11 protein-coding genes are annotated in these 16307 nt (G+C 63.2%); 5 read left to right on the top strand and 6 right to left on the bottom strand.

The annotated features are described in order from the left end of the window. Nucleotides 1-6: 6 nt before the first annotated feature. A complete protein-coding gene (locus E2A64_RS06010) occupies nucleotides 7-1791 on the bottom strand; it encodes an acyl-CoA dehydrogenase family protein (RefSeq protein ID WP_133283485.1) in 1785 nt (594 codons plus the stop codon). 210 nt (nucleotides 1792-2001) lie between these two features. Here E2A64_RS06010 and E2A64_RS06005 point away from each other — a divergent pair, with 210 nt between their 5' ends. Beyond that, on the top strand, nucleotides 2002-2976 hold the full coding sequence (locus tag E2A64_RS06005; RefSeq protein ID WP_133283484.1) for an L-threonylcarbamoyladenylate synthase: 975 nt from the start codon (nucleotides 2002-2004) through the stop codon (nucleotides 2974-2976). A gap of 46 nt (nucleotides 2977-3022) precedes the next feature. Then, nucleotides 3023-4444, top strand: coding sequence for an FAD-binding oxidoreductase (locus E2A64_RS06000; RefSeq protein ID WP_133283483.1), 1422 nt, complete (start codon nucleotides 3023-3025; stop codon nucleotides 4442-4444). A 10-nt stretch (nucleotides 4445-4454) separates the two neighbouring features. Here the strand turns inward: E2A64_RS06000 and E2A64_RS05995 are convergent, their stop codons facing one another. After that, nucleotides 4455-7337, bottom strand: coding sequence for a DUF1217 domain-containing protein (locus tag E2A64_RS05995; protein ID WP_133283482.1), 2883 nt, complete (start codon nucleotides 7335-7337; stop codon nucleotides 4455-4457). Between the two features lie 314 nt (nucleotides 7338-7651). Here E2A64_RS05995 and E2A64_RS05990 point away from each other — a divergent pair, with 314 nt between their 5' ends. Then, the gene (locus E2A64_RS05990) at nucleotides 7652-8200 is read left to right on the top strand and encodes a DUF6101 family protein (RefSeq protein ID WP_133283481.1); all 549 of its coding nucleotides are present in this window, start codon (nucleotides 7652-7654) and stop codon (nucleotides 8198-8200) included. Between the two features lie 87 nt (nucleotides 8201-8287). On the opposite strand, the gene ubiA is transcribed toward E2A64_RS05990, so the two are convergent. Together ubiA and E2A64_RS05980 are read right to left on the bottom strand one after the other, a co-directional pair. Further along, a complete protein-coding gene (gene ubiA / locus E2A64_RS05985; protein ID WP_133283480.1) occupies nucleotides 8288-9262 on the bottom strand; it encodes a 4-hydroxybenzoate octaprenyltransferase in 975 nt (324 codons plus the stop codon). 145 nt (nucleotides 9263-9407) lie between these two features. Further along, the gene (locus tag E2A64_RS05980) at nucleotides 9408-9758 is read right to left on the bottom strand and encodes a hypothetical protein (protein WP_133283479.1); all 351 of its coding nucleotides are present in this window, start codon (nucleotides 9756-9758) and stop codon (nucleotides 9408-9410) included. A gap of 206 nt (nucleotides 9759-9964) precedes the next feature. On the opposite strand from E2A64_RS05980, the gene purD reads away from it, so the two are divergent. Both purD and E2A64_RS05970 read left to right on the top strand, forming a co-directional pair. Then, nucleotides 9965-11239 carry a phosphoribosylamine--glycine ligase gene (gene purD / locus E2A64_RS05975; protein WP_133284282.1) on the top strand — a complete coding sequence of 425 codons (1275 nt, stop codon included), beginning with the start codon at nucleotides 9965-9967 and terminating at the stop codon, nucleotides 11237-11239. Between the two features lie 120 nt (nucleotides 11240-11359). Further along, a complete protein-coding gene (locus E2A64_RS05970) occupies nucleotides 11360-11938 on the top strand; it encodes a plant virulence effector HPE1-like domain-containing protein (protein ID WP_133283478.1) in 579 nt (192 codons plus the stop codon). Nucleotides 11939-12005: 67 nt separating this feature from the next. On the opposite strand, the gene glyS is transcribed toward E2A64_RS05970, so the two are convergent. Then, nucleotides 12006-14132, bottom strand: a complete 2127-nt coding sequence (glyS, locus tag E2A64_RS05965) for a glycine--tRNA ligase subunit beta (protein WP_133283477.1) — start codon at nucleotides 14130-14132, stop codon at nucleotides 12006-12008. A gap of 98 nt (nucleotides 14133-14230) precedes the next feature. Next, nucleotides 14231-16159 carry a DUF2207 domain-containing protein gene (locus E2A64_RS05960; protein WP_158285696.1) on the bottom strand — a complete coding sequence of 643 codons (1929 nt, stop codon included), beginning with the start codon at nucleotides 16157-16159 and terminating at the stop codon, nucleotides 14231-14233. Nucleotides 16160-16307 lie beyond the last annotated feature (148 nt).

Below are 16307 nucleotides of genomic sequence, written 5' to 3'. Positions count from 1 at the left end.
CCGTGATCAGTCGAGCGCGGTAGACGCAGCCTCGGCGAGCCTGTCGCCGCCGCCGGTCACCACGCGCCTGAGAGCGGCGGTTTCGGGCAGCAGGTTGAGGGCTGCGAAGCGGGCAAGGGCCGCGCGCGACGTCCCTCCGCCGTCATTGCCGCCACGCACCGCGCCACGGGCCATCAGCGCGCCGCCGGCTGCCAGGCCGAAGAGCCGGAGATAGGGCGTCGCCCCCGCCAGCGCCGCGTCCTTGCGGCCATCCTTGAGCGCGTTTCCGAGCCATTCGGTCGCGGCCTCCAGATCGTCGAGCGCAGCTGTCAGTGCATCGGCCACACCATCGAGTTCGGCAGAATTGGACGCACGGACGCTTTCTGCATCTTCACGGAGTTCGGCGATCAGTCCCGCGACCGCTGCGCCGTCGGACAGAGGCAGCTTGCGTGTGACAAGGTCGATCGCCTGAATGCCGTTGGTGCCCTCGTAGATCGGCGCGATGCGGGCATCGCGGAAGAAGCGGGCGGCCCCCGTTTCCTCGATAAAACCCATCCCGCCGTGAACCTGAACCCCGAGCGAGGCGACATCCATGCCGGCATCCGTGGAGAAAGCCTTGGCGATCGGCGTCCAGATGCCGGCGCGCTCGGCCCATCTGGTCTTCTCGTCACCTTCGGAAACACGCGCCAGGTCGATGGCATGGGCACAGCAGTAGGAAATGGCACGGCTTGCGGCCGTCAGCGACTTCATGGTGAGCAGCATGCGGCGCACATCCGGGTGTTCGATGATCGGGCTCATGCCCGCCCCCTCATGGCCGGCTGCCTTGCCCTGGGTGCGCTCCCTGGCATAGGCGAGCGCCTTCTGATAGGCGGCCTCCGCCACGGCCACGCCCTGCATGCCGACATGAAGACGTGCATTGTTCATCATCGTGAACATGCAGGCGAGGCCCTTGTTTTCCTCGCCGACCAGATAGCCGATCGCACCCGGCTCGTCGCCGAATTTGCCGTCACCATAGATCATCACGCAGGTGGGAGAGCCGTGAATGCCGAGCTTGTGCTCGAGGCTGGCGCAGAACACATCGTTGCGCGCCCCCAGCGACCCGTCGTCATCGACCATGAATTTGGGCACGAGGAACAGCGAAATGCCGCGGGTCCCCGCCGGCGCATCCGGCAGGCGCGCAAGCACCAGATGAACGATGTTGTCGGTCAGATCATGCTCGCCATAGGTGATGAAGATCTTCTGGCCGAAAATGCGGTAGGTGCCGTCGTCCCGGCGTTCGGCGCGGGATTTCAGCGCCGCGAGATCGGAGCCGGCCTGCGGCTCGGTCAGGTTCATCGTGCCCGTCCATTCGCCGGAGACGAGCTTTTCGAGATAGGTCTGCTGCAGTTCTTCGGAGGCGTGCTTCTCCAGCGCCTCCACCGCGCCGATGGTCAGCGTCGGACCTATGGCGAAGGCGAGCGAGCCCGAGTTCCACATTTCGAAGGCAGCCACGGAGAGAAGCGTCGGCAGCCCCTGCCCACCGAATTCCTCCGGTCCCGTCAGCGCGTTCCATCCACCGCCGATCCAGTCGCGATAGAGTTTCTTCCAGCCCGTGGCGGTGGTGACTTCGGCATCCTTGAGGGTCGCGCCCTCGCGGTCGCCGATTTCATTGATGGGGGCGATTTCCTCGGAGGCGAAACGCCCGGCCTCGGCGAGGATGGCGTCGACAAGGTCTTCGGACAGATCGCCGAAGCGCCCGTCCTCGATAGCCTTGCCAAGACCCGCGACATGTTTGAGCACATGGGCGATTTCGTCGACCGGGGCGCGATACATGCGTCTTCCTCCCTTGGTATGCGATCGGACCGCGATATGGTCCTTTATCTGGTGCTTTTCGGCTCCATTGGTAACGTCTGCGCTCGGTCTTTGCCAGAAAATTTTGACGTTTACGTCAAGATTAATTGCGACGAAACACACAGGCGCCGCATTGCGCCGTGGGCGGCAATGGGCTAGTGCGGCGGCGTCTTGAATTCAGCCGGAGCGCCCATGAGCGCGGAGATCCTCACAATTGCCGATCACGAGGCTGCTGCCTTCGGGCGCGCCCTGACCGAGTTGTCCGCAGGCCGCCCGATCGGGCTGCCGACCGAGACCGTGTACGGGCTTGCGGGCGACGCAACGGACCCCGCCGCAATCACCCGGATCTACGAGGCAAAGGGCCGGCCGCGCTTCAATCCGCTGATCGCTCACGTGTCCGATATCGCAATGGCCGAACGCCAGGTGACGTTCTCGCCGCTGGCACGCCGGCTGGCGGAGAGGTTCTGGCCGGGCGCTTTGACGCTGGTGCTGCCTCTGGCCCGCTATCGAACTGTCCATGACCTGGCGACCTCGGGCCTCGACACGCTCGCGGTGCGCGCGCCGCAAGGCTTTGCCGGGCGGCTGATCGGCGCCTTCGGCAAGCCGCTCGCAGCGCCCAGCGCCAACCTTTCCGGCAGGATAAGCGCCACCACTGCCGGTCATGTGGCGGACGATCTGGGCGACAGGATCAATCTCATCCTCGATGCGGGCGCCACCCCCATCGGGGTGGAATCGACCATCCTCAAGGTCGAGGACGACGTCCTCACGCTGCTGCGCCCGGGTGGCATCGCCACTAGCGACATCGAGAATGCGGCGGGCCGCGAGGTGATACGACCGGCCGGCGACGGCAGGATCGAAGCGCCAGGCATGCTGACCTCCCACTACGCGCCGGAAGCCGGCGTCGCGCTCGACGCCCGCCACGCCGAGCCGGGCGATGCGGTGATCCGCTTCGGAGGCACCGCGCTTGACGGAGACGGTGAGGCACGGATCATCCTCGACCTCAGTCCGTCGGGCGATTTCGCCGAGGCCGCGGCCAATCTCTTCGGCTACCTCAAGAAGGCGGACGCAAGCGGCGCCAAAATCATCCGCGTCGGACACGTGCCGGAACGCGATCTGGGTGAAGCCATCGTCGACAGGCTCAGGCGCGCTGCGGCCCCCCGCGGATAGGCCCCGGCGCTCGACACCCGGCCCATCCGGGACTACAAGACGAGCCATGTCAAAGACCGCAAACACTGCCCTCCTCGCCCGCTTCATCGCAATCGTCGGCGAACGCAATGTATTGACCGATCCGGCCGATATCGCCCCGCATCTCGAGGAAACGCGCGGACTGTTCCATGGCGACAGCCCGCTGGTTCTCAAGCCCGGCAGTGCCGAGGAAGTCTCGGCAATCATGAAGCTCGCCACCGAGACCGGCACGGTCATCGTGCCCCAGGGTGGCAATACCGGCCATGTGGGTGGCCAGATCCCGCATGACGGCGCGATCGTTCTTTCCATGGCGCGCATGAACCGCATCCGCGACGTCGATCCTGCCGGGGGCACGATCACCGTGGAATCCGGCGTCATCCTGCAAAGGCTGCAAGAGGCAGCGAACGAGGCGGGACTGATGTTTCCGCTCTCGCTTGCCTCCGAAGGCACCTGCCAGATCGGCGGCAATCTCTCCACCAATGCCGGCGGCACGGCGGTGCTGGCCTATGGCAATACGCGCCAGCTCTGCCTCGGGCTCGAGGTGGTGCTGCCGACCGGCGAAATCTGGAACGGCCTGCGGCGGCTGAAGAAAGACAATACGGGCTACGACCTGCGCGACCTGTTCATCGGCGCGGAGGGGACGCTCGGCGTGATTACCGCAGCGGTGATGAAGCTCTCGCCAAGGCCCAAGAGCATCCAGACCGTCCTCGCGGGGGTCGTCGACCCGGATGCGGCGCTGAAGCTGTTCCGGCTGGCGGAGAATACCTGCGGACCGGCGCTGACCGGTTTCGAGATCATGCCGCGCATTTCGCTCGAATTCGTGCTCAGGCACATCGAGGGTGCCCGCGATCCGTTCGACGACGCCCATCCCTGGTACGTGCTGTTCGAGATTTCCTCCGGCCAGTCGGAGGAAGCGGCGCGGGGGCTGATGGAAAGCCTGTTCGAGGCCGCAAACGAGAATGGGCTGATCCGCGATGCGGTGGCCTCGGAAACCGAAGCGCAGCGCCAGTCCCTCTGGCTCCTGCGCGAGTCGATCTCGGCCTCGCAGAAACCCGAGGGCGGATCGATCAAGCACGACGTCTCGGTGCCCGTCGCCAAGGTCCCGGAATTCCTGGAAAAGGCCGACAAGGCCGTCAGGGAGCGCATTCCCGGCATCCGCGTGGTGTCCTTCGGGCATCTGGGCGACGGCAACATCCACTACAACCTCTCCCAGCCGGTGGGCGCGGACAAGGCTCAATACATTGCCCGCTGGCGCGAGATGAACGAGATCGTTCACGGCATCGTGCTGGAGATGGGGGGCTCGATTTCCGCCGAACACGGGATCGGCCAGCTGAAGCGCGACGAACTCGCCGCCATCCGTCAGCCGATCGAGATCGAGCTGATGCGGCGGATCAAGATGGCGTTCGACCCGGCCGGCATCATGAACCTGGACAAGGTCGTCAAGGTATGAGTGTTGCGCCCTAGCGCAGCTTGAGCTGCGCCAGCGTCAGCAAGGTCTCGGAGCTGACGCCGCCCGTCGTGTTGCCGAACAATGCGCTGGCGATCGATGCCGAATCGTTGGTCTCCAGATCGTACATCGCGGTAAAGCGCTGAACCAGCTTGCCGAGTGCTTCCGGATCCGCCAGGTCCTCGAGGTTGAGATATTTCTCGACGAGTGCTGCCTGCCTGTCGACATCCATGCCGGAGATTTCGCTCGGCATCGAGAATGTCGTCTTGAAGAAGGCGTAGAGGGCGGTATCCGACAGAATGTCGTATGCCGAGGTGATAGTCGGCGCCATGCGCTCGAAATAGAGCGCGAGCCGCACGCCTTCGTTCTCCACGCCCTGCTCTTCCTCGATAGTCTGGCGCAGGAACATGTTCATCGTTTCGACGGTGCTGCGCGTCGACACACCAGCGGTGCCATCGCGCGTGATATTGCCTTCCGCATCGAAGTTGAACGAGGCGACCAGCTCGGCCAGCCGGTAATCGCCATATTCATTGGCAAAGCTTCGGGGATCGTTGAGGTCGGAGCCGAATGCCCGTTTCAACATGTCGTCCGAAAAATTGCTCGGGTTCATGCCCTTGGCGGTGATTGCAAAATCCAGGATGCGGCGATTGGCGAGAAGTTCGCCGACATTCGACAAGCCTGCAACGGCGTCTGCGTAGTAGCTTGCCTCTTCCTCTGCCTCCTTCTTCACGCGTGCCGCCTCGTCACCCTCGAGGAAGCGGCTCTTCTGGACGATGTAATCCTTGGCCAGTTCCTGAATGGTCGCCTGGTCCTGGGCGACGCGCGGAGCCGCGAAATTTCCCTCGGCATCGAAATTGAAGAGTTTCGCGAACTGAACGTAGCGATCATCCTTCAGGCTGTAGACGAAGCTCTTGGGGTCCTGCAGGTCGCTGGTGAGCACCTTGCGCATGATCCGCTGTGGAACGGCCTCGCCATCGAGACCGACCGCCTTCAACACGAAATTGTAAGCGCCCGTGCTCTGGAAGAGATCGTCGATGGTCGAGCCCGAGCTGGAAAGCGCGGTCAGGTCGAGTTTCAAACGCTTGATCGCAAGTGCGTCGTCTTCCTCGTACTGGTCGTCGTAACCACTGAAATAGCGGCTGGACACCATGTCGAGCTTGGAGGCATCGATGGGCGGCACGCCCTCGTCAAGCGTGCCGTCCTCCTTGAAGTTGAAGGCACGGGACAGCGCGACGAGGTCGTCATAATAGTCGCGGCCGGAATGGAAGCGGACGAGATAGTTGTTCGGGTCTTCGAGATCGGCATCCGTCGAAGGGGTCGTCATCGCGTTCGCCAGCGTGGAGGAGACGACCGACAGCGAGGTCGAAAGATTGAAGGCGTCCTTGAGTATCTCGACGATCCGCGCATCGGCCATCAATTCGTCGACCGTCGTGAAGGTGTTGATCTTGTCACGGAAATACTGGTCGTTGAGTAGGGCGCCGGTCTTGGTCGTGCGCTCCTGGGAAAAGATGTAGCGCTCGGTGGTCTTCGCCAGTTGCTGTTCGGTCTGGAACCCCTCGGCGGGCACCGTTCCGTCCGGGTTGAAACTGTAGGCTTCAAAGAGGGTCACGAACTTGTCGGTCGCGCCGATATAGCTCGAGGCCTTGCTCGCGGCGGCATAGAGTTCGGCCTGCAGCGCCGCAGTCTCCTCACCCGGCGGCGGCAGGGTGCCGTCATAGGAGGCGATTTCGGCGTCCTTCGCGGCAATCGCGTCAACGACGTCGGCCGCCGTGACGACAAGAGTGTCCCGGCTGGTCTCGATCGCCGCGCGTTCCCCGTCGATCTCGGCCTGCAAGGCCGCCACGTCGGCGCCCGGCTCATTTATCGCTTCGGTCAGGTTCGCGATTTTCTGGATCGACGTCACGATGGCCCAGCGCGCATCGAAATCCGCGGTCCAGGCCGTGATCTTCTCATCAAGCGCCAGGGCCGCGGGGCTGTCGCCCTCACCGGCCGCGATCATGGCGGCCTTGTCTTCCTGCATCGCGTAGAGGCTCATTTCCACGAAATCGGCGTAGCGCAGATGCATCGTGGCGGTCTGCCCGTCTATCTCGTTCTGCAGCGCCGCCGTATCGGCGCCGGGCTCGCTCATGGCAGCCTGCGCATCGGCTATCCGGGTTTGCGCGTCCGAAATGGCAGTCTGAAGCTGGACGATGTAATCGCGCTCCCCGATGACGGTCTGGCGCGCGGCAATCGCCGTCAGGATCGGATTGTTGCCGTCGATCGTGGCCAGGGCCGCATCGCGCTTGGCCACGATCTCGGTGTTGTAGAAGCTTGCCGGATCGGATGCGTCGCTCGTCAGGAGCGCACGCAGATAGGACTTGTCGACGGTATCGCCATCGAAGCCGTAGGTATCGAGCATGTAGTCGTAGAGACGGGCATTGGCGAGAAACCCGTCGACCGAGCCGACACTGGTGAGCATCGCCTTGTAATAGGCGGTGTTCTCGGCGATCTGGTCATCCAGGCTCGCAAAATGCCCCTCATACAGCCCTATCGCCTGATCCATCTGGCTCTCCGTCATCACCGAGCCGGCATTGGAGGAGAACTGGAAGGCGGCGGCGAATTCGCGGTAGCGCTTGTCGGTGAGCTTGTTGGCGTAGCTGTTGGTGTCGGAAAGGTCGCTTTCGAGCACTTTCAGCATGAAGGCCTTGGCGTAGGTCATCTCTTCGAGACCGTGCGCCTTCATCGCATAGGAGTAGAGCCTGTAGTCCTCGACGAACTCCTCGGCTGAAGTGATGTTGCCGATATTTTCCTTGAAATATGCCGCCTCTCGGCTGACCTGCGCCTGCTGAGCCGTCAGGTTCATCGCCGCCTTGATGTCGCGGGCAACGAGATTGTAGCTCAGATAGGTCGAAATCATTTACGGCTCCGGATGGCCTTCGCGCTAATATGACGCAAGGCTAATCCCGCAAACTTGTACGAGGCTGGCATTTTCTCGCTTTGGCAGAGACGGCCAATGCCCGAGCAGGCGCCCCTCATCGCAACTTATGAACGAAACCTTGCACCCGGTTGCGTTTCGCTAACCATCTCGAAAAGCGAGATTTTCTTAACCGTGAACCTTAAGCCGGAGGGAAAGGAACCCGCGTAGTCTCCATGCCATCAGAGGACGGAAAACGTCCCGACCGAAAGATGACCGGAACACCGGCTCTCAAGGGTAATGGAAGGCGATCATAAATGAAGAATGCGAACATCAAGCCCGATTGGGCCGGGTACGAGCTGCGACTGGATCCGGCGCATTTTCCACAAAGGGTTTCCTATGCGGGGCGCGACGATGCGACGGAGGTGAATGTCACCCTGGACCAGCGCGGTGCGGTGATGAAGAAGAACCTGGCCAAGAGCCGCCTGCCGCTCTCTATCGCTCTGCCCGCCCGGGCCTTTGCCGGCGTGGCCGCCCGCGCCATCGACCATGGCGACGGCACCGTGACGGTAACGCTCGAACTTCACCACACCGATCCGAGCCTGTCGGTGCCGCTTCTGGTGGCGCACGATCTCTCGGACATCGCCGCCGACTGGCGGATGTGGTCCGAACTCTACGATATCCCGATGCTGATGGTGGAAGCCGACGGCATTGCTCGTCCGCTCGATGCCCAAGACAGGACCCCGGCCCCGCGACGTCGCGGCAACATCCAGAGCCGCCGTCCGCGCTTCCTGGTTCGTCGCAAGACCGGCACGATGGGCGTCAGCATGAAGCTCGAAGGCCGCGAGATCATCGCGCGCCGCTGAGACTTCCAGCCAGACGACAAAAGAACGGCCCGGATCGCCTGACGGAGATCCGGGCCGTTCTGCTTGCGGGACTTCAGCTGGCGCGAGCTAGTTGGCCACGGTCCAGAGGCAGGCGACAAGAAGGCCGAAGAAGAGCACCAGACCCACCCGGCTGTTGGTCTTGAACAGGGCGAGGCAGGAATCGGGATTGTCGATATCCAGCCGTGCGATCTGCCACCCCAGCATGCCAGCGACCGCCGCAAGCCCGACCCAGGCGGGCAAGGAGACGCCGGAAAGCGCGAAGGCGATCGCGGTGAGCAACACGAAGCCACCGTAAAACACCACCATCCATCGCCAGGTATTCTCGCCGAACAGACGCGCAGTCGATTTGACCCCGACGAGCGCATCGTCCTCCTTGTCCTGATGGGCGTAGATCGTGTCGTAGCCTATCGTCCAGGTGATCGCGGCTGCGTAGAGCAGGACCGGAGCCAGGGCGAGCGATCCGAATTCCGCCGCCCAGCCCATCAGCGCGCCCCACGAAAAGGCGAGGCCGAGCACGAATTGCGGCCAGTTGGTCACCCGCTTGGCGAAGGGATAGGCGGCGACAACGGCCAGCGACGAGATTCCGAGCAGGATGGAAAAGAGATTGAACTGGAGAAGGACCAGCAGGCCGACGAAAGCCTGTGCGGCGATGAAGGCATAGGCCGCCTTGCGGCTGATGCGTCCGGCCGGAAGAGGGCGCGAGCGCGTGCGGGCGACCTGGGCGTCGATCTTGTGATCGACCAGATCGTTCCACGTACAGCCGGCGCCCCGCATGGCAACCGCACCGATGGCAAACAGAATGAGGTGAACGAAGACCCGTCCGGGCGAAATGGTCCCCTCACCTGCCGCCACATTGGCCGCGAGCATCGCCGACCACCAGCAGGGCCACATGAGCAGCTGCCAGCCGATGGGCCGGTCCCAGCGCGCGAGTTGCGCATGCGGCCAGAGCGCGCGCGGCAGAAGACGGTAGACGAAATTGTCGGAAGGCGCGTCGTGGACGCGGCCGGTTGCGAGAGCGTCGTGTTTTGAAGTGCCGTTCATCGCGCCTCATTGGCAGGCGGGCGGGAGCGGGTCAAGCAGGAGAGCACGAGGAAAGGCCAGGCTCCGGCATGGAGCCTGGCCGCGCGGACCGAAAGTGTGGGGCATAACCTTCGACCCGAACTCGTAGCCGCCGACGCGTCGGGTATCAGAAGGCGCAGCGCAACTGGCGGGCGCTCACGCCGTCGATGCGGATGCAGACCTTCTTGTAGTAATCGCCGCTGGCGTCGGTGTACTGGGTGTAGGTACAGGAGCACTCGCCCTCGACCTTGGTTATCACCTGCTTCCGCTCGGGAGTGCAGTTATGGGTTACGCAGGGACGAGCCGCCGAGCGGGCGTCGAGGGCCGAGCTGGTGCTGGCGCCACCGCCATGTCCGCCACGACCGCCGTTGCCACCACCGTTACCGCCGGGGCCGCCGGCCTGCTGTGCAGCTGCGAGCGAGATGGAGCCGGCCAAGGCAGCGGCTACGAGAAGTGTTGTTGCGATTGCGTTTTTCATTGTGGTCTCCAATGGGTGTTTGTTTTCGATGAGGAGAACCTACCCAATGCCGCCAGCCGCATCTGTGCAGGATTGCACAGGGTGAAATCGCCCCTGTCCGCCTCCCGTGCTTGACGCTTGCGCTCCAAGGTCCTACTCCCCGCAGCACATGGACAACGCCCTTCGCGAGACGGGCCGGAAACAGGGATTGATCGATGTCGGACAAGGTGAATGTGCTGCTGATCGGATCGGGCGGACGCGAACATGCGCTGGCCTGGAAGCTCGCCGCCTCCCCTCGCCTCGGCACGCTCTATGCAGCGCCTGGAAATCCCGGCATCGCGGCCTCCGCCGAACTTGTGACGCTCGACGTCACGGACCATGAGGCGGTGAAGTCGTTCTGCTCGGAGAAATCGATCGGGCTCGTGGTCGTCGGCCCCGAAGCGCCGCTCGTGGCGGGGCTTGCGGACGATCTCGCCGAGGCCGGCTTCGCGGTCTTCGGCCCCTCGGCCGGTGCGGCACGCCTGGAAGGCTCCAAGGGTTTCACCAAGGATCTCTGCGCCCGCTACGATATTCCGACGGCTGCCTATCAGCGTTTCAACAACGCCCCCAAGGCCAAGGCCTATATTCGCGAGGTCGGTGCGCCGATCGTCATCAAGGCCGACGGTCTGGCCGCCGGCAAGGGCGTCACTGTCGCCATGACGCTGCCCGAGGCTCTGGCCGCCATCGACGAATGTTTCGAGGGCGCCTTCGGCGATGCCGGCGCGGAAGTGGTTGTCGAGGAATTCCTCACCGGTGAGGAGGCAAGCTTCTTCTATCTCTGCGACGGCACCACGGCATTGCCGCTTGCGAGCGCGCAAGACCACAAGCGCGTCGGCGAAGGCGATACCGGTCCGAACACCGGCGGGATGGGCGCCTATTCCCCGGCTCCGGTGATGACTGAGGAACTCTCGCAACGCGCGTTCGACGAAATCATCGCGCCGACCATGCGCGGCATGGCGGAGATGGGCTGCCCGTTCAAGGGTGTGCTCTATGCCGGGCTGATGCTGACGGAGACCGGCCCCAAGCTGATCGAGTACAATGTGCGTTTCGGCGATCCGGAATGCCAGGTGCTGATGCCGCGGCTCGAAAGCGACCTGATCGAACTTCTGGAAGCAGCCGCGAAGGGTGAACTGGCCGGAAAGTCCGCGACATGGAGCGAGGATACCGCGCTCACCGTGGTGCTGGCGGCACGCGGCTACCCCGCCGCAGCCCGCAAAGGCGGAGCGATCAACAATCTGGACCATGCCCAGTCTGGCGGCGCGGTCATCTTTCACGCAGGCACCGCGATGAAGGACGATCAGCTCGTCGCCAATGGCGGGCGCGTCCTCAATGTCACGGCTCTCGGCAGCTCGGTGACCGAGGCACAGGCGAATGCCTACCTCGCTGTCGATCGTGTCGAATGGGCCGATGGTTTCTGCCGCCGCGACATCGGCTGGCGCGAGATTGCCCGCGAACAGTCCTGAACGACTAAAAAACAAGGCCGGAGCTTAACCCGGTCTTAACCAGTTTCCCAAACCTCCCCGTAACTCAAAGCGGGTACAACCTTCCTTGAAAACCGGGAAACCGGAGGGAAGGATGTGACCATGCGCGCAGTATTGTTGACCGGGCTTCTGGCCCTTGGCGTCACTCACGCAAATGCCGGCTCGATCGAGTATCTGACGTCTTCAGATTCTCCGACGTCGCGGAGCGTGACCGAAATAGGCTGTCCGACCTGCTTCAAGCAAGAGCAGAAGAAAAAGGCCGAAGACGACATGCTTCCGCCGGGCACCGAGGTCAAGAAGATCGAGGTCATCGACGGTGAACCGCATCTCGTGACCACCGAGAACTGGCTGGGCGGCAATCCCGTGACGATCGTTCGCAAGGCGTCGGAGCGCGATATAGCGCAGCTCGACCCGCAGGCAGGCGCCAAAACGGAAGTCGCCGAAGCCCCTGTGACCCAACCGGAAGAGCCCGCCATCACGACCGCTTCGCAGACGATCCCGGGCGGAGAGCTGACGGTTGTCAGCGCGACATCCGCACCGCTCGTCATTCCGGAGCCGCCGGTCGTTGCCGAAATTTCCGGCACGCCGTCCGAACTCGTCAGCGAGCCCGACTCCGTGGCTTCAACCTCCGGCGTTCCGGAGGAGCTGGATATGTCCGACTTCGCGCTGCGGGTCGAGTAACCGGAAACCAGAGATCAAAAAAGGCCGGCGCAATGCCGGCCTTTTCATTTGTGGAAACAGTGACCGATCAGCCGGAAATCCTGGAGAAATCCGCAACCGTCGCGGTTGCCGCGCGGATGCGGGCGACGAGCGCCAGACGGTTGGCGCGAACGCTTTCATCCTCGGCATTGACGAGAACGGCCTCGAAGAAGGCATCGACAGGCCCGCGGAGTTTCGCAAGCGCGGTCATGGCCGCCGGGTAGTCCTCGGTGTCGATGGCGTTCTGCGCTTCGGTCGTTGCGGTTTCCACCGCATCGTTGAGCGCCCGTTCCTCGTCCTGCGTGAAGAGCGCGGGATCGACGCCCTGGGCGATTGCGGTACCCTTCTTCTCCTCGGCGGCAAGGATGTTGGCAGCCCGCTTGGCGCCAGCGAGCAGGTTCGCGCCGTCCTCCGAATCGAGGAAGATGCCGAGGGCTGCCACGCGCGAGGTGATCGAGAGAAGATCGTCGCTCATGGGAGTAATGACTGCGTCGATCAGGTCGTGACGGGCGCCCTGGTCACGCAGATAGACCTTCAGGCGATCATGGAAGAAGGACAGGAGATCCTCAGTCACGCCCAGATCGGACAATGGCAGCTTCACGCCGTTCTCCACCACGATGCGGATCACGCCGAGTGCCGCGCGACGGAGGGCGTAAGGGTCCTTCGAGCCTGTCGGCTTTTCGTCGATCGACCAGAATCCTACCAGCGTATCGAGCTTGTCGGCGAGCGCGACGGCGATCGAGACCGGATCGTTCGGCACCGCGTCGGAGGGTCCCTGCGGCTTGTAATGCTCCTCGACGGCCGCCGCCACCGAGGCGTCCTCGCCCTGGAGGCCGGCATAGATGCGGCCCATGGTACCCTGCACTTCGGGGAATTCCTGCACGACTTCGGTCTGGAGGTCCGCCTTGGACAAATGGGCGGCGCGCACCGCAAGCGCCGGATCGGCGTTGACGACCGGGGCGAGTTCCTTGGCCAGTTTCGCAATGCGGGCAACCCGCTCGCCCTGGCTGCCGAGCTTGGCGTGGAAGGTCACGTCGAGCCGGTCGAGGCGCGCCATGCGCTGGTCGAGCGGCTTCTTCAGGTCGAGGCCGAATTTTTCCGCGCTCGCTGCAAGTTCGGCAAGATCCGGAAGGTCGGACTGGTCGGTGTTCCAGAAATAGAGCGCATCGGAAAGACGCGCGCGCACCACCTTGCCGTTGCCGAAGGCGATCTCGCGGCCGCCGTCCTTCGCCTCGATATTGGAGACGAGGATGAAACGGTTGGCGAGCGCGCCCTCGCCTTCACCGGCCGCGGCGCGACGGGTGACGAAGCACTTCTGATTGGTCTTGATCGTCAGGCGGATGACATCGTCGGGGATTTCCAGAAACTCGCGCTCGAACTCGCCCATCAGGGTAACCGGCCATTCGACGAGGCCGGAAACTTCATCGAGAAGCCCCTCGTCCTCGACCAGTTCGAGACCTGCGGCGAAGGCCAGGTTCCTGGCATCGGCCAAGATGATCTCCTTGCGCCGCTCGGGATCGAGCACGACCTTGGCGGCCATCAGCTTGTCGATATAGTCGTCGAAGCGTCGCACGACGATGGCGTCGGGTGCATGGAAGCGGTGCCCCCAGGTGAGATTCGAGGCCACGATCCCGTCGACCTCGAAGGCGATGACGTCCGGCTCCTCGGTCTCGGGACCGAAGGTGCAGAGGATCGACTGCAGCGGACGCACCCATCGCAAAGCACCGGGCTTGGCCGACGCCTTGCCCCAACGCATGGACTTCGGCCACGGAAAATCACGGATGATGCCGGGCATGATGTCGGCGATGATACCGGCGGCATCGCGGCCGGGCTTCTCGATGATGGCGACGTAGAATTCGCCCTTTTTCGGATCGGACTGGATCTGGGCCTCGGAGACGGACGACAGTCCCGCCGAACGCAGAAAGCCTTCGATTGCCTTTTCCGGCGCATCGACGCGCGGCCCCTTGCGCTCCTCGCGGATATCGGCGGAACGCGCCGTCAGCCCGCGAAGGTCAAGCGCAAGGCGGCGCGGCGTCCAGTATTCACGCGCGGCCTCGTAGGTCAGACCCGCATCGACCAGCGCATCGGTGACAAGCTTGCGCAGATCGCCCGCGGCTTTCCGTTGCATACGAGCGGGGATTTCCTCGGAGCGGAGTTCCAGCAAAAGGTCAGGCATAAAGGTCCACGCGGATTGAGATTGAAGTCGGGCCGGACTTAGCAAGCACGGGGCCGCTTGTCACCGGTGATGTGGTGGAAATGCACGCCCCCGGCCGGCTACCAGCCTCCACCGCCGCCGCCGCCGCCGCCGCCACCGGAAAACCCTCCGCCCCCGCCGGACGAACCCGAGGATGATTTCGGCGCGGGCATCGCCGAGGCCATGGCCGAGGAAACTGCCGCGACCGATGCTGCCGTGGCGCGACCGAGACCTTCCGTCGACCAACTGGAACGACCGCGATACCAGCCGGGCCGATAGGCGGAGGCCTGCGCAGGCGACATGCGGCGCATTTGCGCAGCCCAGGCATCCGTCCAGGGTTCCTCGACGCCAAGACCCGCCGCATAGGGCAGATAGCGCTCGAACAGTTCCTCGCTGAGTTCAGGTGCATCGCGCATGTTGAGCCGGTTGGTCTCCGCGGTGGTGAGATAGAGCTTGAAGCCTTCAATCCCGTTGAGAACGTCGACGCCCTTTTTCGTCGGCGCGCCCAGCAGCCTGACCATCAGGGCCGCGAAGGCGACGTTGAACATCAAGAGCACGCCCAGGACGCGGTACCAGAAAATACCATCGGCAAAGATCATGACCGACAAACCGGCGGCAAGGACCAGACAGCCGATTGCCATCAGCAGCCCCGCCACGGAATGGCGGAAATTGCCGCCGATCCCGTCGGTCCACATCCCCAGTCCGATATAGAACGCAATGCTGCCGAAGATCGCGGTGATGAGAGCCGGAACGAGATAGGTCGATGCGGCGTCGGGCGGCGATTGTGTTGCCAGGCCGAGGATCAGCAAGGGGATAAAAACAACAAGTCCGAGGATGAACCAGCCCATGTTGAGCCGATAGAACTTTCCCGAGTGCCGCGATCTGATCGCGCTCTGAAAGGCGCTTCTGGCGGACAAGAGCGTCTTGCCGTTGGCCTTGTTCAGCTCGATGCTTTCCCGTGAGCCGAGCAATTTGTCATAGAGCGCGCGCTCCCCATGCGGCAGACCGCCCTGCACCGTCGCCTTTCCTCGGCGAAACCTGACGGAGCCATAGTCCGGGTCATCGATAACAAGCCGCTTCTTCACGCCCAGCGAAAGCAGCGCCGCAATGAAGGAGAAATCCTTCGTGCCGGAACTCTTGAAGCCGTTGAAATGTGCATAGGAGACCGCAGCCGGCTCCATGTCCTCTGGCGGATGGAACAGCGGAATGACAGGCGGCCCGGGCGGATCGCGCCCGACGCGGAACCAGGCAAACAGGTAGTACAGCGGCAGGAGGATGCCCGCGACAAACAGGATGACGTAACCGATATTGGCCGAGAAAATCGAACCCGCAGTCTGTTCCTGGAGTGCCACGACGCCCTTGGTAAAGCCGACGGCAACTGTCAGGCCTTCTTCCACGTCGAGCGGGCGGGTCGCCTCGAAGCGCACCTCTGCCCCCCCGGTCGCTCCTCCGGTGTAGTCCGCCCCTTCAGTGCCGTAGGCGCCGGTATAGGCCTTGGCCTGCCTGGCGACCGCGCCATCGGGGAGATAAACAGTTGCGCTGGCTCGAAGGATCGGAAAGGCCCAGAAATTGCCGGTGACGTTCCAGTAGACCTCATCGTAATCGTCGAAATAGCGCAGCTGGCGGGTTGTCTCGTAGCGGATCGTGTAGGTGTGAACACCCGGACGAAGAAGAACGGATTCCCTGCCCAGATAGATGCGCAGGAATCGTCCGTTCCATTCGGTCCTGTAGGTTTCGGGCTGTCCGTCGCGCTCGACGGCGAGAAGCTTGAAACCGTTCTTCTCCCACAGGCCACCGTAGGTGAAGGTCTTCAGCGGAATATCGCGAAAGATGCCGCGGCGGATCCTGTCGCCCTCCGCCATGACGGTGATCGTCTCGGTGACATCGAGCGTTCCGCTTTGCTGAACCAGGATATCGGCATGGTAATTGCGAATGAGTTCGCCGGTATGGCCGCCGGCATCCTGAGCCGTTACCGGCAAGATTGAACCGACGAGGAACAGGACTGCCATCAGGCATCCGGCGAGAAATCGCATTTTCGAACTCCATCCCTGCGACACGTGCGAATCTACAGCAAGGCCTTGCCAGTTCAACTCGTCCAGACAAATGAAGCCCGGCTTCGTTTCGAAACCGGGCCTCGCTGAATTATGAATGCTAATA

The sequence above is a fragment of the Pseudohoeflea suaedae genome, from assembly GCF_004354915.1.
Lineage (GTDB): Bacteria > Pseudomonadota > Alphaproteobacteria > Rhizobiales > Rhizobiaceae > Pseudohoeflea > Pseudohoeflea suaedae.
This window is presented reverse-complemented; position numbering and strand designations above follow the sequence as displayed.

Coding starts and splice junctions, on each gene's coding strand:
- E2A64_RS06010 (WP_133283485.1), bottom strand. CDS start 1,791: ATGTATCGCGCCCCGGTCGACGAAATCGCCCATGTGCTCAAACATGTC.
- E2A64_RS06005 (WP_133283484.1), top strand. CDS start 2,002: ATGAGCGCGGAGATCCTCACAATTGCCGATCACGAGGCTGCTGCCTTC.
- E2A64_RS06000 (WP_133283483.1), top strand. CDS start 3,023: ATGTCAAAGACCGCAAACACTGCCCTCCTCGCCCGCTTCATCGCAATC.
- E2A64_RS05995 (WP_133283482.1), bottom strand. CDS start 7,337: ATGATTTCGACCTATCTGAGCTACAATCTCGTTGCCCGCGACATCAAG.
- E2A64_RS05990 (WP_133283481.1), top strand. CDS start 7,652: ATGAAGAATGCGAACATCAAGCCCGATTGGGCCGGGTACGAGCTGCGA.
- ubiA (WP_133283480.1), bottom strand. CDS start 9,262: ATGAACGGCACTTCAAAACACGACGCTCTCGCAACCGGCCGCGTCCAC.
- E2A64_RS05980 (WP_133283479.1), bottom strand. CDS start 9,758: ATGAAAAACGCAATCGCAACAACACTTCTCGTAGCCGCTGCCTTGGCC.
- E2A64_RS05970 (WP_133283478.1), top strand. CDS start 11,360: ATGCGCGCAGTATTGTTGACCGGGCTTCTGGCCCTTGGCGTCACTCAC.
- glyS (WP_133283477.1), bottom strand. CDS start 14,132: ATGCCTGACCTTTTGCTGGAACTCCGCTCCGAGGAAATCCCCGCTCGT.
- E2A64_RS05960 (WP_158285696.1), bottom strand. CDS start 16,159: ATGGCAGTCCTGTTCCTCGTCGGTTCAATCTTGCCGGTAACGGCTCAG.